This is a genomic window from Acidovorax sp. ST3, from assembly GCF_003231145.1.
GTDB lineage: Bacteria > Pseudomonadota > Gammaproteobacteria > Burkholderiales > Burkholderiaceae_C > Acidovorax.
This window is the reverse complement of the sequence record NZ_QKVP01000005.1, coordinates 362,779-377,574: the sequence shown is the minus strand read 5'-3', so window position 1 is coordinate 377,574 and position 14,796 is coordinate 362,779. Positions and strand designations below refer to the sequence as shown.

Sequence of the window (14,796 nt, the reverse complement as noted above, 5' to 3'; positions counted from 1 at the left end):
CTCCACGCACAGCGCCAGGGCCCTGATGCTGCACAACTGTCGGACGGCGCATGGGCACCATAATCAACGGCCATGAGTTCCTCCAACACACTGGCTGGCGACGCTGGCAGCATCACCCGCGTGGCAGGCATCGAGGTCGGCCACTTCACCGAAACCCGTCGCCCCACGGGCTGCACCGTCATCATCACCCGCGAGGGCGCCGTGGCCGGAGTGGATGTGCGGGGTGCCGCCCCCGGCACGCGCGAGACGGATTTGCTCCACCCCTCCAACCTGGTGGACAAAGTGCACGCCATCATGCTCGCGGGCGGCAGCGCTTGGGGGCTGGACGCCGCCACCGGCGCCGTGCGCTGGCTCGAAGAGCGCGGCGTGGGCTTTGACGTGGCCGTGGGCCGCCTGCCCATCGTGCCTGCCGCCGTGCTGTTCGATCTGCTGGTGGGCGACATGCGCATCCGCCCCGATGCGGCAGCGGGCTACGCGGCGTGCGAGGCAGCCTCCACCGCCGACCCGGCCGAAGGCAACGTGGGCGCGGGCACCGGCGCGGCGCTGGGCAAGATCTTCGGCATCCAGCGCGCCATGAAGGGCGGCATCGGCACCGCCTCGGTCACCGTGGACGGGGTCACAGTGGGCGCGCTCATCGCCTGCAATGCGCTGGGCGACGTGATCGACCCGGACACGGCACAAGTCATTGCCGGAGCCCGCACCGACGACGGCCTGCGCCTGCGCGACACACGCCGCGCCCTGCTGCGCGGCGACCCGCCCCAGCCCCTGCTGGCGGGCACCAACACCACCATCGGCGTGGTGGCCACCGATGCGGTCATCACCAAGGTGCAGGCCCACCGCCTGGCCGTGGCCGCGCACGACGGGCTGGCACGCAGCATCAACCCCGTGCACACCATGTCCGACGGCGACACCCTCTTCAGCCTGGGCACAGGCCGCAGCGGCAAGAGCCTGGGCATGATGGTGTTGGCCACCATGGCGGCCGAGGCCACGGCCATCGCCACCGCGCGCGCTGCGCGGGCGGCCCGGGCCATCACCACGGCGGAGGGCTTGTACCTGCCATCGGCGGCGGAACTGGGCCGATAAGCTGCCCACCACATGGGGGCGATGCGATAAGGTTCGCCAGACGCCTGCGCGGTCGCCCTGCCGCGAGCAACGCCCTGGGGAGATTCAACGGGCTGTGTCCGTCGCGTCCACCAGCTTGTCCATGCCCTCACGCTCCAGCCGGTAGCTGAGTCGGTCAGCCACCCGGGTCGCGCCCAGCCCCTCATAAAACGCCCGCCCGCGGTGGTTACCGGCCTTCACATTCCAGTCCATGCGGGCGCAACCCTGCTCCAGCGCATAGCGTGCGACCCATGCCATGAGCGCGTGCCCCACACCCGCGTTGCGGGCCTGCTCACCCACATAGAGCTCTTTCACCTGGCATTGCCCGCTGCTGTGCGGGTGTGGGTCCACCAGGGAGTGCTGCAGCACGATGGCGGCCAGGCCAACCGCCCGGCCGTCTGCACGCACCGCCACCACCAGGCGCAGCGGTGAGGTCTCGGACAGCAGCCGCTCCCGCAGATGGACCCGGATTTGTTCGCGCGCGGGTGCTGGCTGCGGGTCGTCGGGCGCGCGATAGTAAGCATGGAGTTCGCACAATAGGTCTACCAGGGACTCGTGCTGGGCTGACGTGAGCAGTGCAATGTGCATGCCCCGTATTCTGCAAGTAGCCCAAGCTTGCAAAGCGCTGTGACCCGGAAATATCCCGGCTGTACCCCGGCTACATCCCCGCTGCATCCGCCGGGGTGGCACGGCCGCTTGCGCGCAGCCCGGCCAGCAGATCCCCCAGGGGCATGGCGCGGGCAAACTTCCAGCCCTGGGCCTGGCGCACACCCCGTGCGATCAGAAAGTCCACCTGGTCCTGCGTCTCGACGCCCTCGGCAATCAGCGCCAGTTGAAGGGTGTGGGCCATTTCGATGATGTGGGTGGTCACCGGGCTGATGGCGGCCTGTGCACCGATGCTGGCGATGAAGATACGGTCGATCTTGAGGGTGTCGATGTCAATGGACTCCAGCATGGACAGGCTGGAGTAACCCGTACCGAAGTCATCCAGCGCAATGGACGCACCGATCTGCCGCGCCGCCTGCAGCGCGGGGCGCGCGGCTTCGATGTCCACCAGCCCCCGTTCGGTGACTTCCAGCATCAGTGCGCCTGCCGGAAACTCCATGTCGCTGAAGCGCCGCTGCAGGTACTGCACGGGCCCATCGGCCACCAGGTCCTGGGGCGACAGGTTCAGACTCACATGAAAACCCGGGCGGGCCTTCAGCATCTCGGGCAGGTCCGCCAGCACCATGTCGATCACGTACCGCGTGATGTGCGCAATCACCCCGGCCTTCTCGGTCTCGGCAATGAATTCATCGGGTGGCACCAGGGTGCCATTGCGGCGACGCCAGCGCAGCAGCGCCTCGGCCCCCACCCACTGGCCTGTTTGCAGGTCCACGATGGGCTGGTAGAGCACAAAAAATTCGCGCCGTCGCAAGGCCGCCCGCAGCCGGACGCGCGGCGACAGCTGCCACAGGGTGAGCACCGCCACCCCCAGCGCAAACAGGGCACTGGCGAACAGCCCCAAGGGTGCCAGGATCAGTGCCTGGGTCTTCAGCCCTTCGTGGGCCAACGCCTTGGGAGCCGCCGCAACTGCCGCGATGTTGTTGTCCTTCGACACCCGGAAGACGATGTAGTGGGTTTCGCTTTGCACCACGCTGTTCACATCGGGCGTGTAGAGATCCAGCCACTGGGTGTCCAGCGGCCCCTTGGAGCGGATCAGGGCTTTTGGCGTGCTGATCAGAAGCCCCAACGCCACATCTGCATGCAGCACAGGCATGTCGATGACGATGCCCGGGTGAATGATCACCGCATGGCCGTTGCGCGCGTAGATGTTGAAAGGCTGCTCCGGGGCAAAGGGCAAGCGGGCGCCAATCCAGCTGGAGATGCCCGTCGACGTGACCATGTGGTTACCGGTGAGCGGCACCACTTCATGGCCCGCCGTGAGGGTGCTGCAGACCAAAGCCCGTCCTTCACCGACCCCATGCCTTGCAGATAGAACGAGGTACCCACCAGCTGCTGCATGCGGGTAAGGCTGGCCTGGCTGCACGCGGGGTGCGGATCGCCGTCCAGATCGTTGAGCGCAGCCACCAGTTGCTGGCGCGAGGCCACCCCGCGCCGCAGCACCTCATCGGCCAACGAGGTCAGGTAAGCGATCTGGTCATCCTTGGCCTTGCGATGAGCCACCCACAGGGATGCTGCTATGGGGATCAGCGCCGCCAACAGCAGTGGGATGGAGGCAACGACATAGAAGCGTTTCATCGAGCACGGCGGTGGATGGGGGAAAACACAGGCAGATGACGGTCTGCCCCGGCACATCCCCATCATGCCGTAACAGGTACCGCCACTCCAGCGGCATTTCTACCGCTCGCGTTGTTGTGGCGCTGCCGACACCCCATCATGAGGGGGGCTGGCCGTCCTATGATGCAGCGGGTGGGATGTGCCCAAAGGTTGGGCCCGGCCACCCCACCCTATCCCCATGGCCCCGGATCGGAACAAGGAGAGTCAACCCATGAGAGACCATTCGTTTCAGAGCCGTGCATGGCTGCTGTGCCTGCCCTTGCTCGTGGGCACGCCGCCCGCACTGGCGCAGGACCAGCTGGTGGATTTGCAGTCCAGCGGCGGCTACACCTCCTACCGCCTGGCGGACGATGTGACCCAGGTGGACCTGGTGGAACAAACCCAGGGAGCGTGCCGCTTCAACCGCACCTGGGGCTATGACCTGACCAACCGCGAGCTGTGGACCAACGGTGGTTGCGGCGGTCGCTTCAAGATTACGCGGACCTATGCCTCTGGCAACAACAGCGGCTCCAATGCCGGGGCGGCGGTAGCGGCCGTGGCCGCGATTGCAGGCATTGCCCTGTTGGCCAACCACAACCGTCACGACGACGACCGGCGCCCCGAGTACCCGGGCTACCCCGGCCAGGGTGGCGACTGGGGGCGCGAGATCCGCGTGGACGGCCGCCTGTGCCTCGATGTGCGGGGTGGCAAGTTCCAGCCTGGCACCACCCTGCAGGTGTACGAATGCAACGGTACGGCATCCCAGCGTTTTGCAGTGGGGCGCGGCGGCGAGATCCGCGTACGCGACCTGTGCGTCGATGTGGACCGTGGCGACCCACGGGATGGCGCCCGGGTGGTGCTGTGGTCCTGCTCGGGCTCGCGCAGCCAGAGCTGGTTCACCCGGGGTGGGCAGATCGTGAGCCAGCTCACCAGCAAATGCCTGGATGTGGATGCCGGCCAGATACTCCCTGGGGCGCACACGATGGTGTGGCCCTGCAACCGCAGCCCCAGCCAACGCTGGTGGTGGTAAGGAGCCCTCATGCAAAAGAATCTGCAACGGATCTCTGCAAGCGCCTGCTCCCTCTTGCTGGCACTGGCGGCCCACACAGCCAACGCAGCCGACACGGCGGTATCGTCACCCACCACGCCACCCCGCCCAGCAAAGGCCCACAAACCGGTGACCTCAACCCTCACCCACCGGCTGCAAGCCATCTGCTCGGCAGCTGATCTCAACCACGACGGCAACGTGTCGCTGGACGAGTTTCACCAGGACATCGTGCAGGGCTGGCACAGCCTGGGGCCCGATGCAGAGGGCTACGTCCATCTCTCCCACCTCAGCCAGTTGCCCCGCATCGGCAAAGGCCAGCTGAGGCGGCTGGCAGCAGCCGACAAGGATGGGGACGGAAAGCTGTCGTTCACCGAGGTGGTGCAGGCCCGCATGGCCTACTTCGAAGCGGCAGATGTGGACCAGAACGATTTGCTCTCGCTGCAGGAATGCATGGCCTACGAGCGCCAGCGCAGGCGCTTGCCGCAGTAGAAGGCTGCGCCGACGATTTCACCGCTCCCGCCAATCCAAGCCGGAGCGACTCCCGGGGCGTGAAGCGTGAAGACAAGTGCTGATACGCGGCGCTATGGCTCCTGCCCGGATAATCCACCGGCTTGCTGATTGCGCGACAGAGCTCCGGAACGACCCTGTTGCGCTGGCGGGTTATCCCGGTTGGCCCAAGCGCCACTTTCGCCCTGTTTTCGCTCCGTTGGTCCATCCCCCATGCCCCAGGCCTTTCGCAACACCTTTCTCACCCTGCGCGATCTGATTGTGTCGGCGGGCCCCTTCGCCTTCCTGGCGGTCGGGCTGCTGGTGCTGGCCTATTGGTGGCTCAACCCCAATCCCCCCAAGACGGTGACCCTGGCCACCGGCCCCGCCCAAAGTGCCTATGAAGAGTTTGGCAAGCGCTACCAGAAGGCACTGGCTGTCGACGGGATTGATGTGGTACTGCTGCCCAGCGAGGGCTCGTCGCACAACCTGCAGCTGCTGCGGGACGGCCAGGCTGATGTGGCCTTTGTGCAGGGCGGTACGGCCGAACTGCAGCCCGATGACCCGGACAACCTCGTGTCCCTGGGCAGCCTGTTTGTGGAGCCGCTGTGGCTGTTCTACCGCACCGACGCAGCAGAGCGCATGCACAACGCCCCTCGGCTCGACAGCCTGAGGCAGCTGCGCGGCTGGCGGGTCAATGTGGGATCGGAGGGCAGCGGCGTTCCCACGCTGATTGAGCGCCTGTTGCAGGCCAACAAGGTAGAGCCAGGGTCGGTCAAGCTGTCGAGGCTGGAGCAAACGCCTGCCACAGTCGAGTTCCTCTCCGGCCGGCTCGATGCCCTGGTATTTGCCTCGGCGCCCGAATCGCTGATGGTGCAGATGCTGCTGCAGACACCCGGCGTGCAGCTGCTGGATTTTGCGCAGCACGAGGCCTACGCGAGGCGGTTTCCGTTTCTCACCCCCGTGACGCTGCCACGCGGCGTGGTGGACCTTGCAGCCAACGTGCCCCAGCGCGATGTCCGGCTTGTGGCCACCACCACGTCCCTGCTGGCGCGCGACGGTACACACCCCGCCCTGCTCACCCTGTTTGCCCAGAACGCCCAAAAGCTGCACAGTGGCGCAGGCTGGTTCAACCGTGCGCGTGAGTTCCCCAACACGCGCGGTAGCGAGCTGCCGATTGCCAAGGAGGGCGACCGGGCCATGAACGAGCCGGTGCCCATGCTGCAACGCTACCTGCCGTTCTGGCTGGCCAACCTGATCGAGCGCATGTGGCTGGTGCTGGGCATCTTGCTGGCCATCATGCTGCCGCTGTCGCGCATCGTCCCGCCGCTTTACCAGTTCCGGGTGCGGTCGCGGGTGTTCCGCTGGTATGGCCGCCTGCGCGAAATCGAGAATGACCTGGAGATGGGCAAGAGCGACCCTGCAACCCTGCTGCGCACCCTGGACAACCTGGAAGCCCAGGCCGAAAAGGTGAGCGTGCCGTTGTCGTATGCGGACGAGCTGTATGCCCTGCGCAACCACATCCACCTGGTGCGCAAAAAGCTGCTGCGCGCGTCGGAGGGGGCTGGCGGATCGACCGACCACAGCACCCCGGGCGAGGGGATGACTGAAAACAGCATGAAGGGAACAGGAAGCGCAGCAGGAACTGGGCATTGACCCAGGCTTCATTGGCCAGTGGCGCGAGGCCGCTGGCAGCACTCCAAGCGCCGCCCGCAGCGCAGGTGTCTTTCCGCTCAGCGATTCTTGGGGGTCTTGGCACCCGAGGCCGGGGCCAGGGGCGCGGACTTGGACAGGGGCGCCATTCTGGAGCTGGAGCCCGTACGGCCTTCGGAAGACTTGCGGTCTGCTCCACCCGTCTCTGCAACGCCCGAAGCGCGGGCCGCAGGCTTGCCGGGTTTGGGCAGCTGGGCCGGTACCACGCGCAGCGAGCCTTCAGCCGCCAGCTTGTCTCGCATGCGGCGGGTCATGGACTGGGTGCTGGCATCGGGCGCAGTGAACAAAAACAGGGTGCCATGCGGGCTGGCCCACGTAAGCTGGGTGCGCACCACCCGGCCATTGGTCACCAGTTCCACCCACGCCCCGATGACAAAGTCAGCATAAGGGTCAGGGGTGTCCAGCGGAGCCTGGGCGCTGTCCTGCGGGGCAGGAGCAGCAGCGGACGCCTCGGGCGGCTCAGCCAGTTCTGCCACCTCGGAGGCCGCTTCGGGCTCTACCGCAGGAGCCGGTGCGGGGGCAGCAGGCGCCGGCTTTTCAAAAGCAGCCTGGTGCAACGCCACCAGCCGCTGCAAGAAAGCACTGGTCTGCACCGCTGGGTAGTTGATGGTCTTGAGCCCTTTGCGCAGTTTGGCCAGCAGGCCAGGGATGGCCTCGTTGAGGCGGTCCGTCTCCTGGCGGGTAAGGTCCGGCTGCGCCGTCCACAGCAGCACCGGGACCAGCGCCAGGTAACCGCTGGGGTCATCGTCCTGGCTATCGTCACCGCGCATCACCTGCGCCAGCGCCACCACGTCAGCCCAGGGGCCCGCCGCAAAATCCAGCACGTCCGACGGCACTTTGTCCACATCGGGCAGTTTGCGAATATCGGCTGCGATCTTCTCGGCCAGCAATTCGCGCTGCTCGGCCTGCAATTTGGCTTTCTGTTCGGCCTCCTGATGGGCCTTGATCTTTTGTTCCTGGGTGTCCCAGGCCGACTGCAGCGCCTTGAGCACAGTGTCAAAGGGCCCCGCATCCTTGACCTCATGGGCGGACAGGTGGCCCACCGCCTCCGTCACCAGCCGCATGAAACGACTGAAACCAGGCTCCGTCTCTGCAGTGAATGCCAGGCTGCGTTGCGTCAGCTCGTCGAGCAGGCGGCGTGCAGGGTGATTGCTGTCGGTAAAAAACCGTCCGTCGTGGTGCACCAGTTGCTTGAGCGCGGGCTCCAGGCTCTTGACCGCCTGCTGCACGGGAGGCAACAAGCGGGCGTCCTGCGCGATGTTGGCCATCATGCGCCCCACCACCTCCACCGCCATGGCGGTGGACTGGGTTGCGGCCTCCATGGGCACGGCGGCATAGACCACCGGTGCCACGCCAGGCCCCCGCCAGCCGGCCAAAGGCACGGGCAAGGACCCGGGCTGGCTGACTGTGCCGCCCCCGGCCAGTCGGCCCACCAGCCGCTCCAGCTGGGCCATGTCTTCAATCGCTTCAGCAGCCGCACCCGACGGGTAGTAGCCCCCGGCCAGCGATGACTGGGCGCTGACGGCTCCCGCACGGGGGTCCACCCAACCCGGCTGACCCGCACCGCTGGGCACCACCACCGCCTGAGCCGGCACGGCTCCATAGACCGGAGGAGGGGCAAAGGGATCGCCCCCCGCCAGCATCTGACGCAGGATGCCGACGGTGAGCAGCGCCTCTTCGGCAGCATCCACAGGCATGGGCACCATGGCACCTTGCTGCGACTCGCCGCTCCAGCCCGTGCTGGGGCCCATGCCACGCCCGTAGCCGGTGTTGCCATAGTCGCCCATGGGCGCATTCATCGAAGGGCCGTAGCCCGAATAACCGCCCCCGTACCCCGTGCCGGGGCCACCGTAGCCAGACCCGCCGTAACCGGTGCCGGGGCCTGCGCCGCGTCCGCCGCCCGAAGGCGTGCCGAGCACCGCATAGCCCACCGGCTGCACGCCATGCTCGCGCAAGCTCTGGGCGGTTTTTTTGTATTCCTCGGCCAGCAGTTTGCCCAGCAGGTCGCGCATGTGCTGCATCCACAGCTGGCGGACCTCTGCGGAAACGCCGGTCTCACCCACCACCTGCTGCAGCGCGCGGATGTAGCTCTCGGGCCTTAGCGGATTGCGTTCAGGCTGCACACTGCGCAAACCTTGCGCAGCGCTCACCAGGGTGTTGAGTTCTGCCAGCACGGCGTCCGTGGCATGGAGTGCAGACTGTTGGGCCTTGGATAGCTCCACCTGGGCCTGCATCTCGCTTTCGTCCATGAGCGAAAGCTCGCCAAAGTCCATGCCGGTATCGTCGGCCGAACTGCGCCCCTTGGCGACCGCAGGGCCTTCGGCAAAGATTTCGAGCAGGGCCATGGGATAGCCCTTGACCAGCGCTGCTTCATGCTCGTTGAGCAGGCGCAGCGCATCGCTGAGCAAATTGCGCTGCTGGATGTTGCGGCTACCCGATTCCTCACTGGTCAAGGCACTCTGGGTGACCTTGACGAGCTGCCCCATCAGGGCCTCGCCCCCGCGAACGGCGTTGACGACGCAGGCGCGGAAAACGGTTCTCAGACGCGATGCGGGCAGGGACATGGTGGGAGGGAGGAATCGGGCAAGAGGTTTCCAGATGCAATCCTACTTGACCTCGGCCTTTATTTGAGGGCCTTGAAACGCATCCGCTTGGGCTTCGCACCCTCTTCACCGAGTCGCTTCTTCTTGTCGGCCTCGTACTCCTGGTAATTGCCGTCAAAGAACGTCCACTGGCTATCACCTTCGGCGGCCAGGATGTGCGTGGCAATACGGTCCAGGAACCAGCGATCGTGGCTGATAACCAACACTGTGCCCGCGTATTCAAGCAAAGCGTCTTCCAGCGCGCGCAGCGTTTCCACGTCCAGGTCGTTCGAGGGTTCGTCCAGCAGCAGCACGTTGCCGCCTGCGATCAGCGTCTTGGCCAGGTGCAGTCGGCCGCGCTCACCGCCCGACAGCATGCCCACCTTCTTTTGCTGGTCGCCGCCGTTGAAGTTGAAGCGCCCAGCGTAGGCACGGCTGGCCATGGTGAACTTGCCGATATTGATCATATCCAGGCCGCCGGAGATGTCTTCCCACACGGTCTTGTCGTCCGACAGGGCATCACGGTGCTGGTCCACAAAGGCCATCTTCACGGTCGAGCCGATCACGACCTCGCCGCTGTCCGGCTGTTCGCGGCCCGCGATGAGCTTGAACAGGGTCGACTTACCGGCGCCATTGGGGCCAATGATGCCGACGATGGCGCCGGCCGGAATGTTCATGGACAGGTTGTCGATGAGCACGCGGTCGCCAAATGACTTGGTGACGTTCTTGAACTCGATGACCTGCGTGCCCAGGCGCTCGGCCACAGGAATGAAGATTTCCTGCGTTTCGTTGCGCTTTTGGTATTCGTAGTCGCTCAGTTCTTCGAAACGTGCGATACGCGCCTTGCTCTTGGCCTGGCGGCCCTTGGCGTTCTGGCGCACCCACTCCAGTTCCTTTTTCAGGGCCTTGGCACGGGCCTCTTCGCCCTTTTGCTCGGACTCCAGGCGGGCCTGCTTCTGGTCCAGCCAGGTGCTGTAGTTGCCCTTGTAGGGGATGCCGTAGCCCCGGTCCAGTTCCAGAATCCACTCGGCGGCGTTGTCCAGGAAGTAGCGATCGTGGGTGATAGCCACCACGGTGCCGGGGAAACGGTGCAGAAACTGCTCCAGCCAGTCCACGGACTCGGCGTCCAAGTGGTTGGTGGGCTCGTCCAGCAGCAGCATGTCGGGCTTGGACAGCAGCAGGCGGCACAGTGCGATGCGGCGCTTTTCGCCCCCCGACAGCAGGCCGACCTTGGCATCCCACGGGGGCAGACGCAGTGCGTCGGCCGCGATTTCGAGCTGGTGCTCGGAGTCCGTACCGGCCGTGGCGATGATGGCTTCCAGGCGCGCCTGCTCCGCAGCGAGGGCGTCAAAGTCGGCATCGGGCTCGGCGTAGGCGGCATACACCTCTTCGAGCTTGGCCTTGGCGGCAAACACTTCGCCCATGGCCTCTTCCACGCTTTCGCGCACCGTGTGCTCGTTGTTGAGCTGCGGCTCCTGGGGCAGGTAGCCGATCTTGATGCCCGGCATCGGGATGGCCTCGCCCTCGATCTCCTTGTCCACGCCCGCCATGATCTTCAGCAGCGTGGATTTGCCCGAGCCGTTCAGGCCCAGCACGCCGATCTTGGCGCCCGGGAAAAAGCTCAGGGAGATATCCTTCAAGATCTGCCGCTTGGGCGGCACGGTCTTGGAGACGCGATTCATCGAATAAACGTATTGGGCCATGGAGGGTTCTAGCTTGCGAAAGTGGGCAGGAAGTCTGCATCCGAGCGTGTTTGGAGGACCATTTGGAGCAATCCAAAAGGACGCCGAACGCGCTCTCAAACCTTGGATTATCGGTCCATGCGACAATACCCCCGTTGTGGGCTCCAGTTGCCCGCCACATCAGCACACTGCTGGGGACGAAGGAAGCCACGCTTCCGGGCTCCCAATCCTGAACCTCATCAGCCTGAGACTGGCTCGGCAACCTCCCGGTTGCACGACAGGCGGATACCCAGCGCCCCGGACGGGCGCATCCAATGACATGACATTTGACGAACTGAACCTGGCTCCTGCCATCCTGAAGGCCGTGCACGAAACGGGCTATGAAACCCCCACGCCCATTCAGGCCCAGGCCATTCCCGCTGTTCTGGAAGGCCACGACCTTCTGGCCGGCGCGCAGACTGGCACCGGCAAGACCGCCGCGTTCACCCTGCCCATGCTGCACCGCCTCTCGCAAGGCACTGCACCCAAGAACAAGTTTGGCGGCAAGGGCATCCGCGCCCTGGTGCTGACGCCCACCCGCGAACTCGCCGCCCAGGTCGAAGAATCTGTGCGCGAATACGGCAAGTACCTGGACATCAACTCCACGGTGGTCTTCGGCGGCGTGGGCATGAACCCGCAGATCGACCGCATCAAGCGTGGCGTGGACATCCTGGTGGCCACCCCCGGCCGGCTGCTGGACCTGCAGCAACAGGGCTTTCTGGACCTGTCCACGGTAGAAGTGCTGGTGCTGGACGAAGCCGACCGCATGCTGGACATGGGTTTCATCCACGATGTGAAGAAGGTGTTGGCCCTGGTGCCCAAGGACAAGCAAAGTCTGCTGTTCTCGGCCACTTTCAGCGATGAGATCCGCGAGTTGGCCAACACCCTGCTCAAGAACCCCCAGAGCATTCAGGTCACCCCGCGCAACACCACGGTGCAGCGCATCTCGCAGGTGATTCACCCCGTGGGCCGCGGCAAGAAAAAGCAGGTGCTGCTGCACATCATCCAGCAACACAACTGGAGCCAGGTGCTGGTGTTCACGCGCACCAAGTTCGGCGCCAACAACGTGGCCGAGTTCCTGACCAAGAACGGTGTGCAGGCGATGGCACTGCACGGCAACAAGAGCCAGAGCGCCCGCACGCAGGCCTTGGCAGGCTTCAAGAGCGGCGAGATCCGCGCCCTGGTGGCCACCGATATCGCTGCGCGCGGCATCGATATCGATGACCTGCCGCACGTCGTCAACTACGAAATCCCCAACGTCCCTGAAGACTACGTGCACCGCATTGGCCGCACGGGCCGTGCTGGCGCTACCGGCGAGGCCGTGAGCCTGGTCTGCATGGACGAAGAAGGCTTCATGATGGACATCGAGCGCTTCACCAAGCAGCAGATCCCCGTGCAAGTCATTGAAGGTTTTGGGCCCGAACCCGGCGAAAAGGCCGAGCCCATTGCCATGGGCCGCCAGACCATCTGGGGCGGCGCAGGCAAGCCCCCGAGCCGCGACGTGATGCAGGCTGCCGCCAAGGCCGCCCGTACCGAAATGATGGAACGCATCCGCACCAACAAGGCCAGCCAAGGCGGCGGCCAGGGTGGCGGCGGCGAGCGCGGCCCTCGTGCTGGCAATGGCGGCGGTGGCCGCTCCGGCGGCGGCGCGCCCCGCAACGCCCAGGGCCCGGCCGGCGGCGGCCGTGGCGGACAAGGCGGTGGTCGCGGCGGCCCGCGTGACGGCGCATCCCAGGCACCAGCACGCAGCCGGGGCCCACGCCCAGAGGGCGGTGGCGGCCATCGCTACGATGACGCACAACCCCCCCGCGCCAATGCGCACCTGGGCACCCACCTGGGTCACAGCAACCCAGGCCATCGCAGCTCGGGCCATGGTGCGGGCGGTCAGCCCGACCCCATGCGCACCAGCGTGGACAGCATGGCTGAACGCGGTCGCCGTGGTGGTGGCGGTGGGTATCGCAACTCTGGAGGTGGTGGCTATGGCGGCGGATCGGGCGCGGGTGGCGGTGGTGGCCGGGGCAACGGGTCTCGTGGGCCAGGCGGTCCTCGCGGCTCTTTTAACCGCTGAGTCACGCAAGGCGCCTTCCGCCCCCGCAGCGGGCGCGCCCGAGACCTCGGGCACCACAGTTCATGTGCTGCATGCCAAGGGGCGGCGAGCCCCCGCGCTCGCCCATCCCCGCCTGCAACTGCATGCGGTGGATTTTGCGGCGATGCCTGCTTTGCCGCCAGCGGATGACGTCTACATCACCCTGGGCACCACCATGGCTGCAGCAGGCAGCCAAAGCGCGTTCCGCGCGGTGGACTATGACGCCGTGATGGCCACGGCCCGCGCTGCGCGTGCGGCCGGCGCGACCCGTTGCGGAGTTGTCACCGCCATGGGTGCCAACGCGCAGTCGCGCATTTTTTACAACCGCGTCAAAGGCGAGGTAGAGCGCGACCTGCAGCAGCTGGGTTTCGAGACATTGGTCATCGCGCGCCCCTCCCTGCTCATGGGCGAGCGCCGGGCGCTGCAGCAGGCCCACAGGCCCGCCGAATCGCTGTCACTCAAGCTGTTTCAGTGGCTGAACCCCCTCCTGCCCGCCAACTACCGCGCCCGCCCGGGCGCCGATGTGGCCCGGGCGCTGGTCCATGCCGTACAGTCGGGCCGGCCCGGCCTGCAAGTGCTGTCCGGCCGTGCGCTGCAGCCTCGCTGACAGGCGGCTGCAGCCCTGTGACCACAACGACGCTGCCCGCCCTCCATGCGCCCCACCGAATTCCCCCAACCGCTGGACACCCTGATGGTGGCCACCTGCAATGTGCTCAACCTGGCCAACCCGGGTCGCCTGTTCTACGAGAACCAGGACCCGTACAGCCAGACCGAGTTTGAGCGCAAGATCACTTGGCTGGGGGAGCGCTTTCGGGCACTGAACGCCGACGTGCTGGCCGTGCAGGAGGTCTGGGACGATGCGGCTTTCAAGGGAGCACTGGGGCGGGGCGGCATGCGCTACGACTTCGTCGCCGTACCTGGAGCCGAGAACAACGACACCCAGCAAGGTGCGCAGGGCACACCTCGGGTGGGCCTGGCCACCCGACTCAAGGTCGAGGCTGTGCAGTCCTTCGCCGACTTCCCCCCGGGTTTTCAGGTGGACGTGCCCGGCATTGGCCAACACACGCGCTTTGAGCGTCCGCCCCTTGTGGCCACCTTGCGGATGAAGCATGGCCAGACCCTCAACGTCCTCACCGCCCACCTCAAATCGAAGCGCCCCAAGTTTCTGCAGGATGCCCTGGGCCAGCCCACCGAGGACCGGGACGACCGCAAGGTGGTCGCACTGGCCTCACTGCGCTCACTGATCATGCGTGGCGCCGAGGCCATGGCCCTGCGTTGCCTGGTGATCGACCTGCTGCACCGCACCAGCGTGCCCCTGGTGGTCCTGGGCGACTTCAATGACACCCCCGACAGCGTTACCACGCAGCTGATCTGCGCCACCACCGACATTGCCTACGACCGGACGGCCCGCGATGTGGCACTGTTCAATGCGTACGACCTGCAAGGAGATTTCGCTTTGAAAAAGGACGTGGCCTACTCCCACATCCACCAGGGTGCCCCCTATGTGCTGGATCAGATCCTTGTCAGCGAGGAGTTCCTGCCCAACGGGCGCAATAGCGTGGGTGATGTGCGCCGGGTGGATTATTTCAATGACCACCTGCATGAAGGGCGCGACCGCACGCGCTCGGACCACGGCTTTGTGCGCGCCCTGTTGCGGCTGAAGCTGCCCAGTTCGCCTCCGATCCAGAGCGCATCCCCTTCGCCCACTGACGCCACTGCACCCAGCAACATCCCTCGCTGATCACCGCGACAGCCCAAGCCGCCATGCGTTTGCAACGGGATGTACGCTGACAAGGAGAG

General features: G+C 65.9%; 12 protein-coding genes. 7 read left to right on the top strand and 5 right to left on the bottom strand.

The annotated features are described in order from the left end of the window. Positions 1-72: 72 nt before the first annotated feature. Positions 73-1,083 (top strand): P1 family peptidase, encoded by a 1,011-nt coding sequence (locus tag DNK89_RS17920; RefSeq protein ID WP_110961188.1) that lies wholly within the window; start codon positions 73-75, stop codon positions 1,081-1,083. Between the two features lie 84 nt (positions 1,084-1,167). On the opposite strand, the gene DNK89_RS17915 is transcribed toward DNK89_RS17920, so the two are convergent. The 3 genes from DNK89_RS17915 to DNK89_RS24800 form a co-directional block, all read right to left on the bottom strand. Then, positions 1,168-1,689 (bottom strand): GNAT family N-acetyltransferase, encoded by a 522-nt coding sequence (locus DNK89_RS17915; protein ID WP_238990854.1) that lies wholly within the window; start codon positions 1,687-1,689, stop codon positions 1,168-1,170. 70 nt (positions 1,690-1,759) lie between these two features. After that, complete coding sequence (locus tag DNK89_RS17910) at positions 1,760-2,986, bottom strand: EAL domain-containing protein (protein ID WP_238990853.1); 1,227 nt, start codon at positions 2,984-2,986, stop codon at positions 1,760-1,762. Beyond that, the gene (locus DNK89_RS24800) at positions 2,887-3,342 is read right to left on the bottom strand and encodes a hypothetical protein (protein WP_238990852.1); all 456 of its coding nucleotides are present in this window, start codon (positions 3,340-3,342) and stop codon (positions 2,887-2,889) included. Before DNK89_RS24800 ends, DNK89_RS17910 begins: the two co-directional genes overlap by 100 nt. A 250-nt stretch (positions 3,343-3,592) precedes the next feature. Here DNK89_RS24800 and DNK89_RS17905 point away from each other — a divergent pair, with 250 nt between their 5' ends. The 3 genes from DNK89_RS17905 to DNK89_RS17895 all read left to right on the top strand — a co-directional run bounded on the left by DNK89_RS17905 (position 3,593) and on the right by DNK89_RS17895 (position 6,550). Continuing rightward, positions 3,593-4,390, top strand: a complete 798-nt coding sequence (locus DNK89_RS17905; RefSeq protein ID WP_110961186.1) for a lectin — start codon at positions 3,593-3,595, stop codon at positions 4,388-4,390. Positions 4,391-4,399: 9 nt separating this feature from the next. Continuing rightward, the gene (locus DNK89_RS17900; protein ID WP_110961185.1) at positions 4,400-4,897 is read left to right on the top strand and encodes an EF-hand domain-containing protein; all 498 of its coding nucleotides are present in this window, start codon (positions 4,400-4,402) and stop codon (positions 4,895-4,897) included. A gap of 231 nt (positions 4,898-5,128) precedes the next feature. Further along, positions 5,129-6,550, top strand: a complete 1,422-nt coding sequence (locus DNK89_RS17895; RefSeq protein ID WP_110961184.1) for a TAXI family TRAP transporter solute-binding subunit — start codon at positions 5,129-5,131, stop codon at positions 6,548-6,550. Positions 6,551-6,627: 77 nt separating this feature from the next. Here the strand turns inward: DNK89_RS17895 and DNK89_RS17890 are convergent, their stop codons facing one another. Together DNK89_RS17890 and ettA are read right to left on the bottom strand one after the other, a co-directional pair. After that, entirely contained in the window at positions 6,628-9,171 is a 2,544-nt protein-coding gene (locus tag DNK89_RS17890; protein ID WP_110961183.1) for a DUF1631 family protein, read from the bottom strand. A 59-nt stretch (positions 9,172-9,230) separates the two neighbouring features. Continuing rightward, the gene (ettA, locus tag DNK89_RS17885) at positions 9,231-10,892 is read right to left on the bottom strand and encodes an energy-dependent translational throttle protein EttA (protein ID WP_015014713.1); all 1,662 of its coding nucleotides are present in this window, start codon (positions 10,890-10,892) and stop codon (positions 9,231-9,233) included. Between the two features lie 298 nt (positions 10,893-11,190). On the opposite strand from ettA, the gene DNK89_RS17880 reads away from it, so the two are divergent. From DNK89_RS17880 to DNK89_RS17870, 3 genes are all read left to right on the top strand, one after another. Then, positions 11,191-12,978, top strand: coding sequence for a DEAD/DEAH box helicase (locus tag DNK89_RS17880; RefSeq protein WP_110961182.1), 1,788 nt, complete (start codon positions 11,191-11,193; stop codon positions 12,976-12,978). Positions 12,979-13,120: 142 nt separating this feature from the next. After that, positions 13,121-13,603 (top strand): nucleoside-diphosphate sugar epimerase, encoded by a 483-nt coding sequence (locus DNK89_RS17875; protein ID WP_370220933.1) that lies wholly within the window; start codon positions 13,121-13,123, stop codon positions 13,601-13,603. Between the two features lie 45 nt (positions 13,604-13,648). Further along, entirely contained in the window at positions 13,649-14,737 is a 1,089-nt protein-coding gene (locus DNK89_RS17870) for an endonuclease/exonuclease/phosphatase family protein (protein WP_110961180.1), read from the top strand. Positions 14,738-14,796: the final 59 nt, after the last annotated feature.

Coding starts and splice junctions, on each gene's coding strand:
- DNK89_RS17920 (WP_110961188.1), top strand. CDS start 73: ATGAGTTCCTCCAACACACTGGCTGGCGACGCTGGCAGCATCACCCGC.
- DNK89_RS17915 (WP_238990854.1), bottom strand. CDS start 1,689: ATGCACATTGCACTGCTCACGTCAGCCCAGCACGAGTCCCTGGTAGAC.
- DNK89_RS17910 (WP_238990853.1), bottom strand. CDS start 2,986: ATGGTCACGTCGACGGGCATCTCCAGCTGGATTGGCGCCCGCTTGCCC.
- DNK89_RS24800 (WP_238990852.1), bottom strand. CDS start 3,342: ATGAAACGCTTCTATGTCGTTGCCTCCATCCCACTGCTGTTGGCGGCG.
- DNK89_RS17905 (WP_110961186.1), top strand. CDS start 3,593: ATGAGAGACCATTCGTTTCAGAGCCGTGCATGGCTGCTGTGCCTGCCC.
- DNK89_RS17900 (WP_110961185.1), top strand. CDS start 4,400: ATGCAAAAGAATCTGCAACGGATCTCTGCAAGCGCCTGCTCCCTCTTG.
- DNK89_RS17895 (WP_110961184.1), top strand. CDS start 5,129: ATGCCCCAGGCCTTTCGCAACACCTTTCTCACCCTGCGCGATCTGATT.
- DNK89_RS17890 (WP_110961183.1), bottom strand. CDS start 9,171: ATGTCCCTGCCCGCATCGCGTCTGAGAACCGTTTTCCGCGCCTGCGTC.
- ettA (WP_015014713.1), bottom strand. CDS start 10,892: ATGGCCCAATACGTTTATTCGATGAATCGCGTCTCCAAGACCGTGCCG.
- DNK89_RS17880 (WP_110961182.1), top strand. CDS start 11,191: ATGACATTTGACGAACTGAACCTGGCTCCTGCCATCCTGAAGGCCGTG.
- DNK89_RS17875 (WP_370220933.1), top strand. CDS start 13,121: ATGCCTGCTTTGCCGCCAGCGGATGACGTCTACATCACCCTGGGCACC.
- DNK89_RS17870 (WP_110961180.1), top strand. CDS start 13,649: ATGCGCCCCACCGAATTCCCCCAACCGCTGGACACCCTGATGGTGGCC.